At 58.8% G+C, this 16,343-nt stretch carries 14 protein-coding genes; 5 read left to right on the top strand and 9 right to left on the bottom strand.

Going from position 1 to position 16,343, the window contains the following annotated elements; genetic code table 11:
• Window positions 1-105: 105 nt before the first annotated feature.
• The 3 genes from SERRSCBI_RS17540 to SERRSCBI_RS17530 form a co-directional block, all read right to left on the bottom strand.
• Window positions 106-657 (bottom strand): LuxR C-terminal-related transcriptional regulator, encoded by a 552-nt coding sequence (locus tag SERRSCBI_RS17540; RefSeq protein ID WP_033651523.1) that lies wholly within the window; start codon window positions 655-657, stop codon window positions 106-108.
• 730 nt (window positions 658-1,387) lie between these two features.
• Window positions 1,388-1,819 carry a GNAT family N-acetyltransferase gene (locus SERRSCBI_RS17535; RefSeq protein WP_042785169.1) on the bottom strand — a complete coding sequence of 144 codons (432 nt, stop codon included), beginning with the start codon at window positions 1,817-1,819 and terminating at the stop codon, window positions 1,388-1,390.
• A gap of 9 nt (window positions 1,820-1,828) precedes the next feature.
• A complete protein-coding gene (locus tag SERRSCBI_RS17530; RefSeq protein ID WP_033651520.1) occupies window positions 1,829-2,308 on the bottom strand; it encodes a tetratricopeptide repeat protein in 480 nt (159 codons plus the stop codon).
• A gap of 216 nt (window positions 2,309-2,524) precedes the next feature.
• Between SERRSCBI_RS17530 and ypfM the strand changes: the two genes are divergently transcribed.
• A complete protein-coding gene (gene ypfM / locus SERRSCBI_RS25285; protein ID WP_100396732.1) occupies window positions 2,525-2,584 on the top strand; it encodes a protein YpfM in 60 nt (19 codons plus the stop codon).
• Between the two features lie 124 nt (window positions 2,585-2,708).
• Here the strand turns inward: ypfM and acrD are convergent, their stop codons facing one another.
• Complete coding sequence (gene acrD / locus SERRSCBI_RS17525) at window positions 2,709-5,843, bottom strand: multidrug efflux RND transporter permease AcrD (RefSeq protein WP_042785168.1); 3,135 nt, start codon at window positions 5,841-5,843, stop codon at window positions 2,709-2,711.
• 292 nt (window positions 5,844-6,135) lie between these two features.
• Between acrD and SERRSCBI_RS17520 the strand changes: the two genes are divergently transcribed.
• Window positions 6,136-6,414 (top strand): helix-turn-helix domain-containing protein, encoded by a 279-nt coding sequence (locus SERRSCBI_RS17520; RefSeq protein ID WP_004941750.1) that lies wholly within the window; start codon window positions 6,136-6,138, stop codon window positions 6,412-6,414.
• Window positions 6,415-6,445: 31 nt separating this feature from the next.
• Here SERRSCBI_RS17520 and SERRSCBI_RS17515 read toward each other — a convergent pair whose 3' ends face one another.
• Together SERRSCBI_RS17515 and narQ are read right to left on the bottom strand one after the other, a co-directional pair.
• On the bottom strand, window positions 6,446-7,078 hold the full coding sequence (locus SERRSCBI_RS17515; protein WP_033643992.1) for a response regulator: 633 nt from the start codon (window positions 7,076-7,078) through the stop codon (window positions 6,446-6,448).
• Window positions 7,079-7,239: 161 nt separating this feature from the next.
• Window positions 7,240-8,916 carry a nitrate/nitrite two-component system sensor histidine kinase NarQ gene (narQ, locus tag SERRSCBI_RS17510; RefSeq protein ID WP_042785167.1) on the bottom strand — a complete coding sequence of 559 codons (1,677 nt, stop codon included), beginning with the start codon at window positions 8,914-8,916 and terminating at the stop codon, window positions 7,240-7,242.
• 387 nt (window positions 8,917-9,303) lie between these two features.
• Here narQ and nudK point away from each other — a divergent pair, with 387 nt between their 5' ends.
• The gene (gene nudK / locus SERRSCBI_RS17505) at window positions 9,304-9,879 is read left to right on the top strand and encodes a GDP-mannose pyrophosphatase NudK (protein WP_042785166.1); all 576 of its coding nucleotides are present in this window, start codon (window positions 9,304-9,306) and stop codon (window positions 9,877-9,879) included.
• A 50-nt stretch (window positions 9,880-9,929) separates the two neighbouring features.
• On the opposite strand, the gene tkt is transcribed toward nudK, so the two are convergent.
• The 3 genes from tkt to rpiB all read right to left on the bottom strand — a co-directional run bounded on the left by tkt (window position 9,930) and on the right by rpiB (window position 13,545).
• A complete protein-coding gene (gene tkt, locus SERRSCBI_RS17500) occupies window positions 9,930-11,924 on the bottom strand; it encodes a transketolase (protein WP_042785165.1) in 1,995 nt (664 codons plus the stop codon).
• An 18-nt stretch (window positions 11,925-11,942) separates the two neighbouring features.
• Complete coding sequence (gene tal / locus SERRSCBI_RS17495; protein ID WP_016926754.1) at window positions 11,943-12,893, bottom strand: transaldolase; 951 nt, start codon at window positions 12,891-12,893, stop codon at window positions 11,943-11,945.
• Window positions 12,894-13,086: 193 nt separating this feature from the next.
• Window positions 13,087-13,545 (bottom strand): ribose 5-phosphate isomerase B, encoded by a 459-nt coding sequence (gene rpiB, locus SERRSCBI_RS17490; RefSeq protein ID WP_033643988.1) that lies wholly within the window; start codon window positions 13,543-13,545, stop codon window positions 13,087-13,089.
• Window positions 13,546-13,863: 318 nt separating this feature from the next.
• Here rpiB and SERRSCBI_RS17485 point away from each other — a divergent pair, with 318 nt between their 5' ends.
• Both SERRSCBI_RS17485 and SERRSCBI_RS17480 read left to right on the top strand, forming a co-directional pair.
• Window positions 13,864-14,976, top strand: coding sequence for an alcohol dehydrogenase catalytic domain-containing protein (locus SERRSCBI_RS17485; RefSeq protein WP_033643987.1), 1,113 nt, complete (start codon window positions 13,864-13,866; stop codon window positions 14,974-14,976).
• Between the two features lie 66 nt (window positions 14,977-15,042).
• The gene (locus tag SERRSCBI_RS17480) at window positions 15,043-16,311 is read left to right on the top strand and encodes an MFS transporter (protein WP_042785164.1); all 1,269 of its coding nucleotides are present in this window, start codon (window positions 15,043-15,045) and stop codon (window positions 16,309-16,311) included.
• The last annotated feature ends 32 nt before the right edge of the window (window positions 16,312-16,343 follow it).

The following is a 16,343-nucleotide window of genomic DNA, read 5'->3' as shown; positions in this document are numbered from 1 at the left end:
TAAGAGGTCGGCAACGTGGTTGAACGGCTGCCTTCGCCGACCGTGCTGGTGAAAAGGCGCCGGCGAAAGCGTTCTGCCGCCAATGCAGAGCTGGCGGAGAGAGAGCTACTCTTTATTGATCCTTATGTTTAAACGATCGGTCAAACACCGTACGCGGGTAATATGCAAGAGCGGTTTTATCCGGCTGGCGCCGAGTTTTTTCATTATTCGCGACTTGTAATGATTGGCGGTTTTATTTCTGATATTCATGGCATTGCTGATGTCGGCCAGCGATTTTCCCGTCGACCATTCCGAGAGAAAATGCGATTCGCGCTGAGAGAGTTGCGGCGGCTCGGTATAGTGGCTGTAGCGCTTATATAAGTCGCCGATCAGGTGGCTGAAGCGGCTCAATGATATAAGGTTTGATAATATAATGGTCTTGCTGTCGACAATCACCATGTCATGCAGGCAGTCGGTGATAATGACTATTTTGTAGGTATTGGGGTTGGCATATTCATCGCGGTAGCGCGCTTCAAAATTGGCGATGGTGACATCGATAAAGCAGACCCTTTTGCGGCTAAAACCGGCCGGCGCGCGTTTCTCCGCCCAGGTTTGATTGATGAGCTGCCGGATGCCGATAGCGGTATAGGCACACGCGCTGAAAATATCAATTTTCATTTTATTATAATCCCTTAATTTCTATTTCCCGGTGAGGATTGATATCTTAAAACATAAAAAAAGAAACAATCTAAATAATTTCACATTGAACTTATTGGGCGCCGCAGGGAAAGAACGCTATCCTGCGGTGGACAATCAGGAAAGCCTCATATACTAGCATGATTTATAAAGAGTAAATTTGGTTTTTTAATCGAGCTGCCCAGTGAAGAAAGAGGGATAGAATAGAAACCCTCTATTAATACTCCGGTTATTAAAAGGAATTAACATAGAAAGTGGCTATCAAAATAAAATATTCGATCGTTAATATCGATCGTTTTTGTGAGGGAGGGAATGTTAATGAATTAATAATTAAGATATTTCTTGCTTTTTAGCGAGGGGTGTCGCTTATTTTTAACGCAGTTCAAAGAGTGTGCTGGGACAATCTCATGACGCGCGCCAAATTAATGGCAAAGATAAATTTTAATCAAAAAAATGCGATGTTTTAAGCTGCGTGCGTTGTGCAAGTGGGGAGGATTTATACGGGGGAACGGCATGAAAGAATGCCGGATCGAAATTTCCGATAAGATCACGTCGGAAATAGCGTCTTGTCTTGCGGACGGATTGGATCGCGTTAACGATGAATATATCGGCTACGACAATCGTCGGCCGTGGTGAAAGATCCTGACAGCGGCAGCAATTCTGCGGGGCATCTGCCGCCCTATTTTTATCAGCCGAACGTTGTAATGCGCGATTAACGCACGTAGCCCCCCAGTTGCAAACGCCGCAGAGCATCCCCCTCTGCGAACACCATGCCGGTGGTCAAATCGTGAAAACCGTACTTTTCATAGAAAGCCAGTTTTTCCGGCACCGAATAGATGAAAACCTTGCCGAGCGGCGCCAGATCTTGCATTACCCGGTCCATCAACCGGCGCCCCAATCCCTGCCCCTGAAAGCGCGGATCGATCGCCACGTCGGCCAGGTAAGCGACCGAAGTCAAATCGCTGATGGCATGCGCGGTGGCGATCAGCTCATCGCCGATAAACCCCCAATAGCAAAACTGGCTGTGTTGATAAACGCGTTGCAGCGTATGCGGATCGCGTTCGCCCAGCCCGGCGGCCTGCAGCAATTCACACAGCCGCCGCCAGTCGATGGCGCGGCGGTTCATATCGGTGATGATTTCCATCGTTGTCCTCTAATCAATATGATTGAGATCGGCGGCATAGTGCCGAATGGCGCGCTGATAGCCGCGGATGTCGGGGTCTGACGAGGTTTCCGCCAGCAACAACAACAGATCGGCCACGGCCCGTTTACCTTCATCCAGGTTGTACAGCGTCATGGCACGAAACAGCCTCAGCTCGTTGGCCTGCGGGAATTCAGCCAGGCCATCGTCGAAAGCGCGCAGCGAAGCCGGGTATTTCCCCAGGGCGCGGTAAGTGCTGCCGAGGCCCAGCCAGGCTTCACGGCGCTGGGCGGGCGGCAAATCGCGACCCAACGCCGCGAGGTAGCAGGGAATCGCCTGTCGCTCCAAACCCTGAACGTCGTACAGGCAGGCCAGCTGAAAATGCAGCATCGCCGCTTCCGGCTCTGCCGCCAGTTGCCGCAACGCCAGCGCAGTGGCTTCCTGATAATGACCTTGCGCTTTCAACTGTGAGACAGACAAAGAGGTGGACATGATCGGCGCTCCATTGGCGTATTGTTATACCTTTTACACGCTATCGTGGAGAAATTGATATCACAAGGGAATAGCCGTACTGAACATTGATCAGATAAATACGAAAATGTGCGCTAACCCCGGTTTCCGGGCCCGGCATCGTTCCCGTTTCCCTTCACATGGTCAAAAAACAGGCGTAGAATCCGCTTCGTCAAATAATTGAGGTTGTAAAGTATTATGGTTGATCGTGAATTAGGAAACTGGAAAGACTTCATTGATGAGATGTTGGGCAACTGACACAGCGATGAAGCCGATGGCAAGGTTGAGTCATTGGAAAATTACTGAAACACCGTGGGAACGAGATATTCGTTCGAAAAAGCAGCATCGGTCATCCGACGCTGCTTTTTTTATGCGCCGCCGATCACTCTTCGGCGGGCGGTGTGGCGGCAGGATGCGCTTTACCGGGGAAGCGGCGGCGAACCAGCACGAAGAACAGCGGCACGAAGAAGATCGCCAGCAGGGTGGCGGAGATCATGCCGCCCATCACCCCGGTACCGACCGCATGCTGGCTGCCGGAACCGGCGCCGCTGCTGGTGGCCATCGGCAGCACGCCGAAGATGAACGCCAGCGAGGTCATCAGGATCGGCCGCAGGCGCATGCGCGACGCGTCGAGCGTCGCCGACATCAGATCCTGCCCTTTCTGGTTCAGCTCATTGGCGAACTCGACGATCAGAATGGCGTTTTTCGCCGACAGCCCAATGATGGTCAGCAGGCCGACCTGGAAATAAACGTCGTTCTCCAGGCCGCGCAGCCAGGTGGCGGCGACCGCGCCGATCACCCCCAGCGGCACCACCAACATCACCGAGAACGGAATTGACCAGCTCTCGTACAACGCCGCCAGACACAGGAACACCACCAGCAGCGAGATGGCGTACAGCGCCGGCGCCTGCGAGCCGGACAGCCGTTCCTGATAGGACATCGCCGTCCATTCCAGACCGAAGCCGTTCGGCAGCTGGCTGACCAGTTTCTCCATTTCCGCCATGGCGGTGCCGGTGCTGACGCCGTTGGCCGCTTCGCCGACGATCTCCAGCGCCGAGCTGCCGTTATAGCGTTCCAGCCGTGGCGAACCATACTCCCAGTGCGAGCTGGCGAAGGCCGAGAACGGCACCATGCCGCCCGTGCTGTTGCGCACATACCATTTGTTGATGTCATCCGGCAGCATGCGGAACGGCGCCGCAGCCTGCACGTAGACTTTTTTCACCCGGCCGCGATCGACGAAGTCATTGACGTAGGTCGAGCCCCAGGCGGTAGAGAGCGTGCTGTTGATGTCGTCGATCGACACGCCCAGCGCCTGAGCCTTGCGTTGATCGATATCGATTTGCAACTGCGGGCTGTCGTCCAGGCCGTTGTGGCGCACGCGCGACAGCAGCGGATTTTGCCCGGCGAGCTGCAGCAATTGATCGCGCGCCGCCATCAGCTTGGCGTGGCCGAGGCCTGCGTGGTCTTCCAACTCCATATCGAAGCCGGAGGAGTTGCCGAGGCCGGTGATCGCCGGCGGACTGCTGGCGATCACCCGGGCTTCGTTAATCTTGCTGAATGCCTGAGTCGCGCGATCGATGATGTCGAATGAGCTGTTGGCGCCCGAGGCGCGCAGGTCCCAGTCTTTCAGCCGGACAAACAGGCGCGCCACGTTTTGGCCGTTGCCCCCCGGCCCGGAGCCGATGATGGCGAACACCGACAACACGTCCTGTTTCTCTTCGGTGAGGAAGTACTGCTCGACCTTCTCCACCACTTTGGACGTTTGCTGCAGGGTCGATCCCGCCGGCAGCTGCACCTGTACGGTGAAGATGCCGCGGTCTTCCTGCGGCAGGAACGAGGTCGGCAGCTTGATGAACAGCAGCGCCATGCCGCCGAGCAGCAGCAGATAAATCACCATATAGCGGCCGCTGGCGTGCAGGATGCGCCCCACGCCGCGCTCATAGCGATCGGCATTGCGGTTGAACATGCGGTTGAACCAGCCGAAGAAGCCGCGCTTGCCGTGATGATGCCCCTTGGCGATCGGTTTAAGCAGCGTCGCGCACAGGGCCGGGGTCAGGATCATCGCCACCAGCACCGACAGCACCATGGCGGAGACGATGGTGATGGAGAACTGGCGATAGATGGCGCCGGTGGTGCCGCCGAAGAACGCCATCGGCACGAACACCGCCGACAGCACAAGAGCGATGCCGACCAGCGCGCTCTGGATCTGCCCCATGGATTTGCGCGTGGCCTCTCGCGGCGGCAAGCCTTCCTCGCTCATCACGCGCTCGACGTTCTCCACTACCACGATAGCGTCGTCCACCAGCAGGCCGATCGCCAGCACCATGGCGAACATGGTGAGGGTGTTGATGCTGAAGCCGCAGGCGGAGAGGATGGCGAAAGTGCCCATCAGCACCACCGGCACGGCGATGGTGGGGATCAGGGTAGCGCGGAAGTTCTGCAGGAACAGGTACATGACCAGGAACACCAGCAGGATGGCCTCCAGCAGCGTTTTCACCACGTCCTTGATCGAGGCTTTGACGAACGGGGTGGTTTCATAGGCCACTTTGGCTTCCAGCCCGTGCGGGAAGTATTGCGACAGCTCGGCGATTTTGTCCTTCACCAACTGGTCGGTCTGCAGTTCGTTGGCGCCGGAAGCCAGCTTGATGTTCATGCCGGCGGCCTGCATGCCGTTGTAGCGGCTGAGGTAGTTGTAGTTCTCGCCGCCCAACTCAACGGTGGCGACGTTGCCCAGCGTCACCAGCGAACCGTCCTGATTGACCCGCAGGGTGATCTGGCGGAACTGCTCCGGCGTCTGGAGCTGCGACTGGGCGTTGATGGTGGCGTTCAGCGCCTGTTTATCGACCGACGGCGTGCCACCCAACTGGCCGACCGCCACCTGGGCGTTCTGCGACTGAATGGCTTTGACCACGTCCTGGGTCGTGAGCTGATAGCTGTTGAGTTTGTTAGGATCGAGCCAGATGCGCATGGCGTACTGCGAGCCGTAGACGTCCATGCTGCCGACGCCGTTGATGCGGCTGAGCGGATCCTGCAGGTTGGAGACGATGTAATCGGCGATGTCCTGCTTGTCCATGCTGTTGTCGGTGGAGACGAACGCCACCATCATCAGCGTGGTATCGCCGGATTTCGAGACCGTGACCCCCTGATTCTGCACCGCCTGCGGCAGACGTTTGATCGCCGCCTGCAGCTGGTTTTGTACCTGCTGCATCGCTTCGTTGGGGTCGGTGCCGGCTTCGAACGTCAGCGTGACGGTTGCCTGGCCGGTATTGGTGCTCTGCGACGACATATACATCATGTTGTCGAGGCCGGTCATATTCTGTTCAATGATCTGCGTGACGGTGTTTTCCAGCGTTTGCGCCGAAGCGCCTGGATAAGTTGCGCTGATGCGCACGTTCGGCGGCGCCAAATTCGGGTATTGTTCTACCGGTAAAGAAAAAATCGCCAACGCTCCGGTCAGGCAAAGAATTATTGCCAGCACCCAGGCGAAAATCGGGCGATCAATAAAAAAATTGGCCATGCAGCGCGAACCTCGTTATGACTTGTTCTATCTTTAAAACGCATCAGAATTATGCATTTCAGCGGCAGGGAGGGATCCCGGCGCTATTGCACTGTACTCGGGAAAGCCGAGGAAAGCGTGGAGAAAAAAAGGAGATAGTGTAAATAACGGTAGCGTAAAACGGCGTTGGCGCTTGTTTGCCGACAACGAGACGCGATTAAGACATTTTTTATGACTGTCGAAGGCCTTGCGCGCCTTTTTGCGCGCACGGAACCGGAAATAAACAGGACTCACCTTACAGCAGGAGCTTGGCATGGGAATTAACCCGGTATTTGCCCGTCGGCTTTATTTGTGCTGGCTGATCAGCCACAGTGAGCGGCCCAATGTGCCGCGGTTGATGGCGCTGACCGGTTGGCCGCGCCGCACGTTGCAGGATGTGCTGAAGGCGCTGCCCGGCATGGGCGTCGAGCTGCAGTTCGTGCAGCAGGGCGTGCGCAACAACGACGGTTTTTATCAGCTGGAAAGCTGGGGGCCGTTCAACAAGAGCTGGGTGCACCAGCACCATCAGGCGCTACTCAGCGCCATCGAGTAAGCTGCCCCGGCGCAGCGGCCGGGGCTGACGTTCATTGGCTTTTATGCTCCAGGTACATCACCGTCGCCGCCACGCGAGAACGCACGTCCAATTTGCGCAGTATGTTGCGGATGTGCACCTTCACGGTTTCTTCAGAGATATGCAGCTGCGCCGCTACCTGTTTGTTGGACAGGCCGCGCGCCACCTCTTGCAAGACATCCAGCTCACGTTCGGTCAAGGCGGCAAAGGGATCGCGCTGCTCGCTGCGCGCCAGCAAATAGTCGGCCATGGCGTCGCTGATCACGTTCTGCCCCTCGGCGGCGGCGCCGATGTGCTCCAGCAGCAGTTCCGGCTCGCTGTCTTTCAGCAGGTAGCCGTCGGCGCCGGCGTCTATCAGCGCATACAGATCGCTGCGCGCGTCGGAGACCGTCAGCACGATGATGCGCGCGTCCACGCCTTCGTCGCGCAGGGCCCGCAGCGTGTCCAGCCCGGACATGCCCTTCATGTTCAGATCCAACAAGATCACGTCCGGGGCGTGCTGCAGCGCCAGCGCAACCGCCTCGCTGCCGTTGCCGGCCTCCGCCACCACGCTAAATCGCGCATCCAGTCCCAGCAGTTGTTTGATGCCGCGCCGCATCAACGGATGATCGTCAACGATCATGACTCGGTATTGCTTCATCACCATGAAATATGCTCCCTGTAGCAAGTAAAGCCACTCAAACGCGCCCTGCGGCGTGCTTCACAGTGGGACTGTCTCTTCAAAAATAGCGGCAATCAGCGCCGTAAACCTCCCCGGACGGCCTTCCGCCCGGCGGCAACCGTAACGCAGAATGAACAGCCGCAAGGTCAGGGCGAGAATGTCAGGCAAACCGCCGTACCGCCGCCGCTTCTGCGCTGAATGTGCAGCGTTCCTCCCAATCGCGCCGCGCGTTCGCTCATGATGGTCAAACCATAATGCCCTTCCGGTTCCTCCAGACTGGCGATGCCGCAACCGTCGTCGGTAATGCTGAAAACGTTGTCGCCTGCGGCGTTGACCTCGCAACACACCGTAATCTCGTCTGCCCCGGCGTGCTTGACGGCATTGAGCACCGCCTCGCGCACGATCTGCAGCGCGTGCACCTGCTGCTGGGCGTTGAGCGCCTGCGAAGACAGCCGACAGTGTAACTGAATCCGCGCGGGGGTTAGCGCTTTTAATGGCTGCAACAGCTGCTCCAGCGAGGCGTTCAGATCCGCCTCCTGAATGTTGAGACGGAAGGTGGCCAGCAGCTCTCTCAACTGGCGATAGGCATCGGCCAGCGTGCGATCGAAATCGTCGATAATGGTCTGCGCCGCCGGATCGGTGGCGCTGCGCCGCAGCAGCGTCAGCTGGATGCGCAGGAACGACAGCGTCTGCGCCAGCGAATCGTGCAGCTCGCGGGCGATGGTCGCACGCTCTTCCATCAACAGCAGATATTGGTGCTGCTTTTGCGCCCGGTTGAAGTAAACGCCGCGGCCCAACATATTGGCCAGGCTCTGCATCAGGTGAGGATGCGGCGGGTGCGCCTCGGGCTGCCAGCGCAACTCGCCCAGCGGCTTGTCGCCCTGGGTGATCGGCAGCGCGTTCCAGGCCTGCGTCGGCGCCGCTTCCCCTTCGCTCAGCCGCCACTGGCCCTGGCCGTCCGCTACGTTCAGCTGGATGCAGCGCAGCCGTTCGCTTTGGCGCACGATGCGCAGCACATTTTCGAACGCCTGCTGATCGAGCTGGCGCACGCTCAGCGCCTGCGAGCAGCGATACAGCACCTCAAGCGTTTCATTGGCCTGCTGCAGACGTTGGGTTTTTTCCTGTACCTTCAGCTCCAGCGACTGATAGAGCCGGGCCAGTTCGTCCGACATGGCGCTGAAGGTTTGCGACAGCACGCCGAGCTCGTTCGGCAACGTCACGTCCAACTGCGGGTGGCGAAAATCCCCTTGTTGCACGCGCTGGCTGGCGTCGACCAGATGCTGCAGCGGGGTGACCACCTGGCGGCGCATGAAACGAATGCAAAACAGCACCAGACCGATGATGGCGGCGTAACCCAGCACGCTGACGGCGGCCACCAGGGTCAGTTTCAGTTCGGAATAGCGCTGCAGGGCGGACACGAAATGGTCAACGCGATTGACATGGCCGGCGACCTCCGCCCGATAGGCGATCGCCTGCCCGTTGCGGATCTGCCGCTCCATCGTTTGCCACGCCTGTTGCAGCGCCAGGTAATGGTTGCGCACCTCGGCCGGTACGTAGAAGCGCGCCAGTTTTTGCAGCGCCGGCGCCTGCAATGACTGCCGGTATTGCTGCAGGTGCAGCTCCAGCTCTGGGCTCTGCTGGTCGAGATCGAAGGCCAACCGGTAGCTTTGCATGCGCAGCGAACCGGCGATATTGATCGCTTCGGCATCGCTCTGGCTGCCGGCGACGGTGGTCAACGCCAACCCGGTGGCGAGCACCGACAGTATCACGATGCCGAACAGCGCTTTGGCCAGGCTGCCGGTCACGGAACGTTTAACAAGCAATCAAGGATCCTTCTCTCAGGTAGGGCGCGTCGCCAGTTTCATTCGAAAGCAAAACTATAACTTTTGCAACTAAAATGCACCGCGATTTGTATCAAGTTGTCAACAAAACGGGAACAATTGTGGTTGTGTAATCAAATGAATAGCGAAACGCCCGTCGATTTTCAGCGGCGGGCCGGTTTCCTCTGACGATTTGTCTTTGGGGGGCGAATCGCACTGGGTTTTATGCAATCTCATGCGCCTGAGCGCGACTTATTTTTCATTATTTTAAGCAATGTTAAGTCCCGGCTTGTCCGGCGGGGCGCGGTGTGATTTTTGTTGCAAATCGTCTGCCGCGGCGCGGCCTAATCGCGGTATGATCTTCACGTTGTCACGCAAGGGAAAAGGGTTATGTCGTCGAAAATTGAGAATGTGAAGAAAGAGCTGCTGTCGGACAACTGGTATGTGCTGCACAAGTACACGTTCGATCTGAAACGCAAAAACGGCGGTTCGGTGCAACAGGTGCGCGAGGTCTACGATCGCGGCAACGGCGCCACCATTTTGCTGTATAACCGCGCCAAGGGCACGGTGGTGCTGACCAACCAGTTCCGTATGCCGACCTATGTCAACGGCAACGAGAGCGGCATGCTGCTCGAGGCCTGCGCCGGCTTGCTGGACGCCGACTCTCCGGAGCAGTGCGCGCGCCGCGAAGCGGTGGAGGAGACCGGTTTTCAGGTCAGCGAGGTGAAGAAAATCTTCGAAGCCTACATGTCGCCGGGCGGCGTGACCGAGATCGTGCACTTCTTTATCGCCGAATACCATGACGATGAGCGGCGCGCGGCCGGCGGCGGCATTGAAGATGAAGATATTGAGGTGATCGAACTGCCGTTCAGCGACGCGGTGGCGATGATCGCCGATGGCCGGATTAAAGACGGCAAAACCATCATGTTGCTGCAGTATTTGCAGATTCATCGGGTGATGGAATAAAAAAAGCCGGTCATGATGACCGGCTTTTTTATCGGCTTGCGCCCGGCGGCTTACTTCAGCAGCGCCTGCGCCTTGGCCACCACGTTGTCCACGGTGAAGCCGAACTCGGCGAACAGCTGCTCCGCCGGCGCCGACTCACCGAAGGTGGTCATGCCCACGATAGCGCCGTTCAGGCCCACGTACTTGTACCAGTAATCCGCGATACCCGCTTCCACCGCCACGCGCGCCGTTACCGCCGCCGGCAGCACCGACTCGCGGTACGCCGCATCCTGCTTGTCGAACGCGTCGGTCGACGGCATCGACACCACGCGCACCTTGCGGCCCGCCGCGGTCAGTTTGTCCGCCGCCTCCACCGTGATGCCCACTTCGGAGCCGGTGGCAATCAGGATAACGTCCGGCGTGCCCGCACAGTCTTTCAGCACGTAGCCGCCGCGGTACACGTTCGCCAGCTGCTCTGCGGTGCGCGGCTGCTGGGTCAGGTTCTGGCGCGAGAACACCAGCGTGGTCGGGCCGTCGTTGCGCTCGATGCCGTACTGCCACGCCACCGCCGATTCCACCTGGTCACACGGGCGCCAGGTGCTCATGTTCGGGGTCACGCGCAGGCTCGCCAGCTGCTCCACCGGCTGGTGGGTCGGGCCGTCTTCGCCCAGACCGATGGAGTCGTGGGTGTAGACGAACACGTTGCGCAGCTTCATCAGCGCCGCCATGCGCACCGCGTTGCGGGCGTATTCCACGAACATCAGGAAGGTCGCCGAGTACGGCAGGAAGCCGCCGTGCAGCGCGATGCCGTTGGTGATGGCGGTCATGCCGAACTCGCGCACGCCGTAATGAATGTAGTTGCCCGCCGGGTCAACGTTCAGCGCTTTCGAACCGGACCACATGGTCAGGTTACTCGGCGCCAGGTCGGCGGAGCCGCCCAGGAACTCCGGCAGCACCTTGCCGAACGCTTCCAGCGCGTTCTGCGACGCCTTGCGGCTGGCGATGTTGGCCGGGTTGGCCTGCAGTTTTTCCACGAACGCCTTGGCGTCCGCTTTCCAGTCCGCCGGCAGCTCGCCGTTCATGCGGCGCTTGAACTCGGCGGCCAGTTCCGGGAAGGCCCTGGCGTAGGCGGCGAACTTGTCGTTCCAGGCCGCTTCTTTGGCCTGACCGGCTTCCTTGGCGTCCCACTGGGCGTAGATGTCCTGCGGGATTTCAAAGGCGGCGTATTTCCAGCCAAGCCGCTCGCGGGTGGCGGCCACTTCGGCGGCGCCCAGCGCGGCGCCGTGCACGTCATGGGTGCCGGCCTTGTTCGGCGAACCGAAGCCGATAACGGTCTTGCACATCAGCAGCGACGGCTTGTCGGTCACCTTGCGGGCTTCTTCAATCGCGGCCTTGATGGCGTCCGGGTTGTGGCCGTCGACGTTGCGCACCACGTGCCAGCCGTAGGCTTCGAAACGCAGGGCGGTGTCGTCGGTGAACCAGCCGTCGACGTGGCCGTCGATGGAGATGCCGTTGTCATCGTAGAAGGCGGTCAGCTTGCCGAGCTTGAGGGTGCCGGCCAGGGAGCAGACTTCGTGCGAAATGCCTTCCATCATGCAGCCGTCGCCCATGAAGGCGTAGGTGTGGTGGTCGACGATGTCGTGACCAGGGCGGTTGAACTGCGCCGCCAAGGTGCGTTCGGCGATGGCGAAGCCGACGGCGTTGGCGATACCCTGGCCCAGCGGGCCGGTGGTGGTCTCAACGCCCGGGGTGTAACCGTACTCCGGGTGGCCCGGTGTTTTGGAATGGAGCTGACGGAAGTTTTCCAGCTCGCGCATCGGCAGGTCGTAGCCGGTGAGGTGCAGGAGGCTGTAAATCAACATGGAGCCGTGGCCGTTGGAGAGCACGAAACGGTCGCGGTCAGCCCAGTGCGGGTTAGTCGGGTTGTGGTTGAGGTAGTCACGCCACAGGACTTCGGCGATGTCCGCCATGCCCATAGGGGCCCCCGGGTGGCCGGAATTTGCTTTTTGTACGGCGTCCATGCTGAGTGCGCGGATGGCGTTGGCAAGCTCTTTACGAGAAGACATAACGAAACTCCAGTGCGATTACAGTTGAGCGGCCAACATGTCTTCCAGCTTCTGCTGGTCGACGGCGAACAGGCGGATGCCTTCGGCGAGTTTTTCTACCGCCATGGCGTCCTGATTGTGCAGCCAGCGGAATTCCGCTTCGGCCAGCGGAGCGGGTTGGTGGAAGCCCTCGGTCGACGGGGTCAGCTTGCGCTCGACCGGCTGTTCGCTGTTTTTCAGCTGCTCCAGCAGGTTCGGCGCGATGGTCAGGCGATCGCAGCCGGCCAGCGCCAGGATCTGCTCAACTTTGCGGAAGCTGGCGCCCATGATCACCGTCTGGTAACGATGACGCTTGTAGTATTCATAGATGGTGCGCACCGATTTCACGCCCGGATCCTGATCGGCGTCGTAGTCGGCGGCAGGCTGTTTAGCCTGGTACCAGTCATAGATGCGGCCGACGAACGGCGAGATCAGATACACGCCGGCTTCGGCGCAGGCGCGGGCCTGAGCGAAGGAGAACAGCAGCGTCAGGTTAGTGTTGATGCCTTCTTTTTCCAGCTCTTCGGCGGCTTTGATGCCTTCCCAGGTGGAAGCCAGCTTGATCAGGATGCGCGATTTGTCGATGCCCTGTTCCTGATACATGCCGATCAGTTTGCGCGCTTTGGCGACGCACATGCCGCGGTCGAACGACAGGCGGGCGTCCACTTCGGTGGAGATGCGGCCCGGCACGCTTTTGAGGATCTCGACACCGATGTTGACCGCCAGTTTATCGCTGGCGTTGATCAGCTGGGTTTCCTTGCTGCCGCCCTGGCGGCGGGCATACTCCAGCGCTTCGGTGATCAGCGCTTTGTACTGCGGCAGCGCGGCGGCTTTCAGGATCAGCGAAGGGTTGGTGGTGGCGTCCTGGGGTTCGAACTGGCGGATGGATTCGATATCGCCGCTGTCGGCGACCACCGTGGTCAGCTGCTTGAGTGCGTCTAATTGATTCATTGATAAGCTCCTTGACCAAGCTCAACGTAGGGAAATGAGAACCTTTTTCATCATAGGGGGAACACACTGCATCATCGGATCGAGAATGAAAATGCGCTTTTTCTGATTGTTGCGATGGATAATAACAATGAATGACGAATAAACCCAGGCGGAGCGCGGCTTGCGCGCGACCGCCATCGAGACTGCAGGCGGTTTAACGCCGACCGACCGCGTTTTCGTAATAGCCGATCCGCTCGACTTTCGGTGCCGAACCTCCCCCTTCAAACTCCGATTCCAGCCAGGCATCGACGATGGTTTTCGCCAGTTCGGCGCCGATGACCCGCGCGCCCAGCGTGATGATCTGCGCATCATTGCTTTTGCGCGCCCGTTGGGCGGAGTAGGTATCGTGACATTGCGCCGCGCGAATGCCGGGCACTTTATTGGCCACGATGCTCATACCGATGCCGGTGCCGCACAGCAGGATCCCCCGCCGATGTTTTTCCTCCCGTATCGCCTGCGCGACGCGATAGGCGATATCGGGATAGATCCCCGTTTCTGCGGTGCGATCCGTCGTGTAGTCAATGACGGGAATGTCCCGTCGTTGCAGGTGGGCGACGATCAGATCCTTCAATTCAATGGCGGCATCGTCGGCGCCGATGGCGATAGGCAGCATAGCGGTCTCCTGATTGGTAACGAAAAGGGCGGCGATCCTCGGTGGCGCCACGTTCATTACCGTATCCCTGTTTAATCAAATGTTCAATTGATGTTCTTTTGTTTTTTACCTGATTTTTCTGTCTCTCCCTTTAAAAGGTGACGGTCGTCACTAAAAAAGAGGTTTTAATCGTTATTTATCCTCATGCAGACGGGTTTTTGAGCGATATCACAGTTTGGCAAGTTCTCTGTGGGCAAATTGAACGCGTGACGTTAGTGTTCATTTGTTCTTTGTTTGTGTTATTGATCATAAAGAGTCACCCTACCAGAGGAGAGTGCTATGTGTCAGACCTGCATGACAGAGGCGAAAATGGCGGACGGTATCCCCGAGATCATGAAGGCGGTTGTGGCGTACGCCCCGAAAGATTACCGCCTGGAACAGGTGCCGGTGCCGAAGATCGGCCCGAAAGAGATCCTGGTGAAGATCGAGGCCTGCGGCATCTGCGCCGGCGATGTTAAAGCGTTCGAAGGGGCGCCCAGCTTCTGGGGCGATGAAAAACAACCGGCATACATCAAGGCGCCGATGATCCCCGGTCATGAGTTTATCGGCCACGTGGTGGGATACGGCGAAGGCGTCGAGGGCTTCAATCTCGGCGATCGGGTGATATCAGAACAGATCGTTCCCTGTTGGCAATGCCGCTTCTGCAACCGCGGCCAGTATTGGATGTGCGAAAAGCATGACCTGTACGGTTTCCAGAAAAACGTCAATGGCGGCATGGCCGAGTACATGAAGTTCACCAAAGAGGCGATTAACTATCACGTACCGGCCGATCTGCCGATCGAAAAAGCCATTCTGATCGAACCCTATGCTTGCTCCTTCCATGCGGTGCAACGCGCCAATATCAAACTGGGCGATGTCGTGGTGCTGGCCGGCGCCGGCACCCTGGGGCTGGGCATGATCGGGGCGATCAAAAAGTCCGGGCCCTCGAAGCTGGTGGTGCTGGATCTGTCCGACGAGCGTCTGGCGCTGGCGAAGCGCTTCGGCGCGGATGTGACGCTGAACCCGACCCGTGACGACGTGCCCGCGGCGGTTAAAGCGATGACCGACGGCTACGGCTGCGACATCTACATCGAGGCGACCGGCGCCCAAAAGTCCGTGGAACAGGGCCTGACGCTGATCCGCAAGCTCGGCACCTTCGTGGAATTTTCCGTGTTCAAGGATCCGGTGACCGTCGACTGGAGCATCATCAGCGACCGCAAGGAGCTGGACGTGCTCGGTTCGCACCTCGGCCCTTACTGCTACCCGCTGGTGATCGAAGGCATCGCCAATGGCGATCTGCCGACCGAAGGCGTGGTGACGCATACGCTGCCGCTGGAACAGTTCGCCGAGGGCTTCGAGCTGATGAAGCGCGGCATCGGTTCAATCAAAGTGGTGCTTAATCCAAACCTCTGAAACCTGCATCGTTCTTCGGGTGCGGGCGAGCCTGCGCCTCCATAATCACATGTGCTGGGGTGTTCTATGTTGCATGGACTGATTCATCGCATTGGTCTGTCACCGAAACTGCTGCTGGGCTATGCCGGCGTGTTGGTGTTCATGATGGGCGAAGGGCTGGAACAAGGATGGCTGTCGCCTTATTTGATCGGCAAGGGGCTGAGCATTCAGGAATCGGCGCTGCTGTTCAGCGTTTATGGCTTTGCGGCCGCGATCGCCGCCTGGTTTTCCGGCGTGCTGGCGGAAATCTTTACCGCCCGGCGGGTGATGTTGGCCGGCCTGCTGCTGTTTCTGTTCGGTTCGGTGTGCTTTTTGACGTTCGGCCTGCCGAGCAACAACCTGGCGATCATGGTGCCGACCTATGCGCTGCGCGGCTTGGGTTATCCGTTGTTCGCCTACGGTTTTCTGGTGTGGGTGGCGTATGAGGCGCCGCCGGAAAGGCTGGGGTCGGCGGTGGGGATTTTCTGGTTCGTCTACAGCGGCGGGCTCAGCGTGCTGGGCGTGCTGTATTCCAGCATCATGCTGCCTTATCTCGGCGAGATCCACACGCTGTGGAGCGCGCTGATTTTCGTCGTGCTGGGCGCGGTGATTGCGCTGATGCTCAATCGCGACGACGGCGCGGCACAGAGCGGCAACCGGGAAAAAGCGTCGCTGGGTTACGTCTTGAAGGGCATCACCATCGCGTTTGAAAACCCGAAGATTGGCCTGGGCGGCATCGTGCGCACCATTAATACCTCTGCGGCATACGGCTTCGTCGTATTCATGCCCATGTACATGATGGATATGGGATTCACCCGCACGCATTGGCTGCAGATGTACGCCGCGCTGTGGACGGTCAACATCATTTTCAACCTGATTTTCGGCGTGATCAGCGACGGTCTCGGCTGGCGCAATGTGGTGATGTGGTTCGGCTGCGTCGGCTGCGCCTTGACCACGCTGATGTTCTACTACGTGCCGCAATTCTTCGGCGCCAACTACCTGCTGACCGTTTGCGCCGCCGGTTTGTTCGGCGCCTGCCTGGCGGCGTTCGTGCCGCTGTCGGCCATCATGCCGTCGCTGGCGCCGGACAATAAGGGCGCGGCGATGTCGATTCTCAATCTGGGCGCCGGCCTGAGCACCTTTGTCGGCCCGGCGGTGGTGGGGCTGTTTATCGGCAGCCTCGGCACCGTTGGCGTGATCTGGATCTTTACCGGCTTGTACCTGTTCAGCGGCGTGCTGATGAAATTTGTCACGCTGCCGAAGGAAAACGCGATGGCGCAGGAAGAACGCGGCGCGAGTTTGGCGAAAATATCCTGACCGAGGGTGAAGTTCACAGTTTTAAGGGGAAA

The sequence above is a fragment of the Serratia sp. SCBI genome (assembly GCF_000747565.1).
Classification (GTDB): Bacteria; Pseudomonadota; Gammaproteobacteria; order Enterobacterales; family Enterobacteriaceae; genus Serratia; species Serratia ureilytica.
Note: the sequence above shows the minus strand (reverse complement) of the source record. Positions and strands in the feature narration are given on the sequence as shown.

Coding starts and splice junctions, on each gene's coding strand:
- SERRSCBI_RS17540 (WP_033651523.1), bottom strand. CDS start 657: ATGAAAATTGATATTTTCAGCGCGTGTGCCTATACCGCTATCGGCATC.
- SERRSCBI_RS17535 (WP_042785169.1), bottom strand. CDS start 1,819: ATGGAAATCATCACCGATATGAACCGCCGCGCCATCGACTGGCGGCGG.
- SERRSCBI_RS17530 (WP_033651520.1), bottom strand. CDS start 2,308: ATGTCCACCTCTTTGTCTGTCTCACAGTTGAAAGCGCAAGGTCATTAT.
- acrD (WP_042785168.1), bottom strand. CDS start 5,843: ATGGCCAATTTTTTTATTGATCGCCCGATTTTCGCCTGGGTGCTGGCA.
- SERRSCBI_RS17520 (WP_004941750.1), top strand. CDS start 6,136: ATGGGAATTAACCCGGTATTTGCCCGTCGGCTTTATTTGTGCTGGCTG.
- SERRSCBI_RS17515 (WP_033643992.1), bottom strand. CDS start 7,078: ATGGTGATGAAGCAATACCGAGTCATGATCGTTGACGATCATCCGTTG.
- nudK (WP_042785166.1), top strand. CDS start 9,304: ATGTCGTCGAAAATTGAGAATGTGAAGAAAGAGCTGCTGTCGGACAAC.
- tkt (WP_042785165.1), bottom strand. CDS start 11,924: ATGTCTTCTCGTAAAGAGCTTGCCAACGCCATCCGCGCACTCAGCATG.
- tal (WP_016926754.1), bottom strand. CDS start 12,893: ATGAATCAATTAGACGCACTCAAGCAGCTGACCACGGTGGTCGCCGAC.
- rpiB (WP_033643988.1), bottom strand. CDS start 13,545: ATGCTGCCTATCGCCATCGGCGCCGACGATGCCGCCATTGAATTGAAG.
- SERRSCBI_RS17485 (WP_033643987.1), top strand. CDS start 13,864: ATGTGTCAGACCTGCATGACAGAGGCGAAAATGGCGGACGGTATCCCC.
- SERRSCBI_RS17480 (WP_042785164.1), top strand. CDS start 15,043: ATGTTGCATGGACTGATTCATCGCATTGGTCTGTCACCGAAACTGCTG.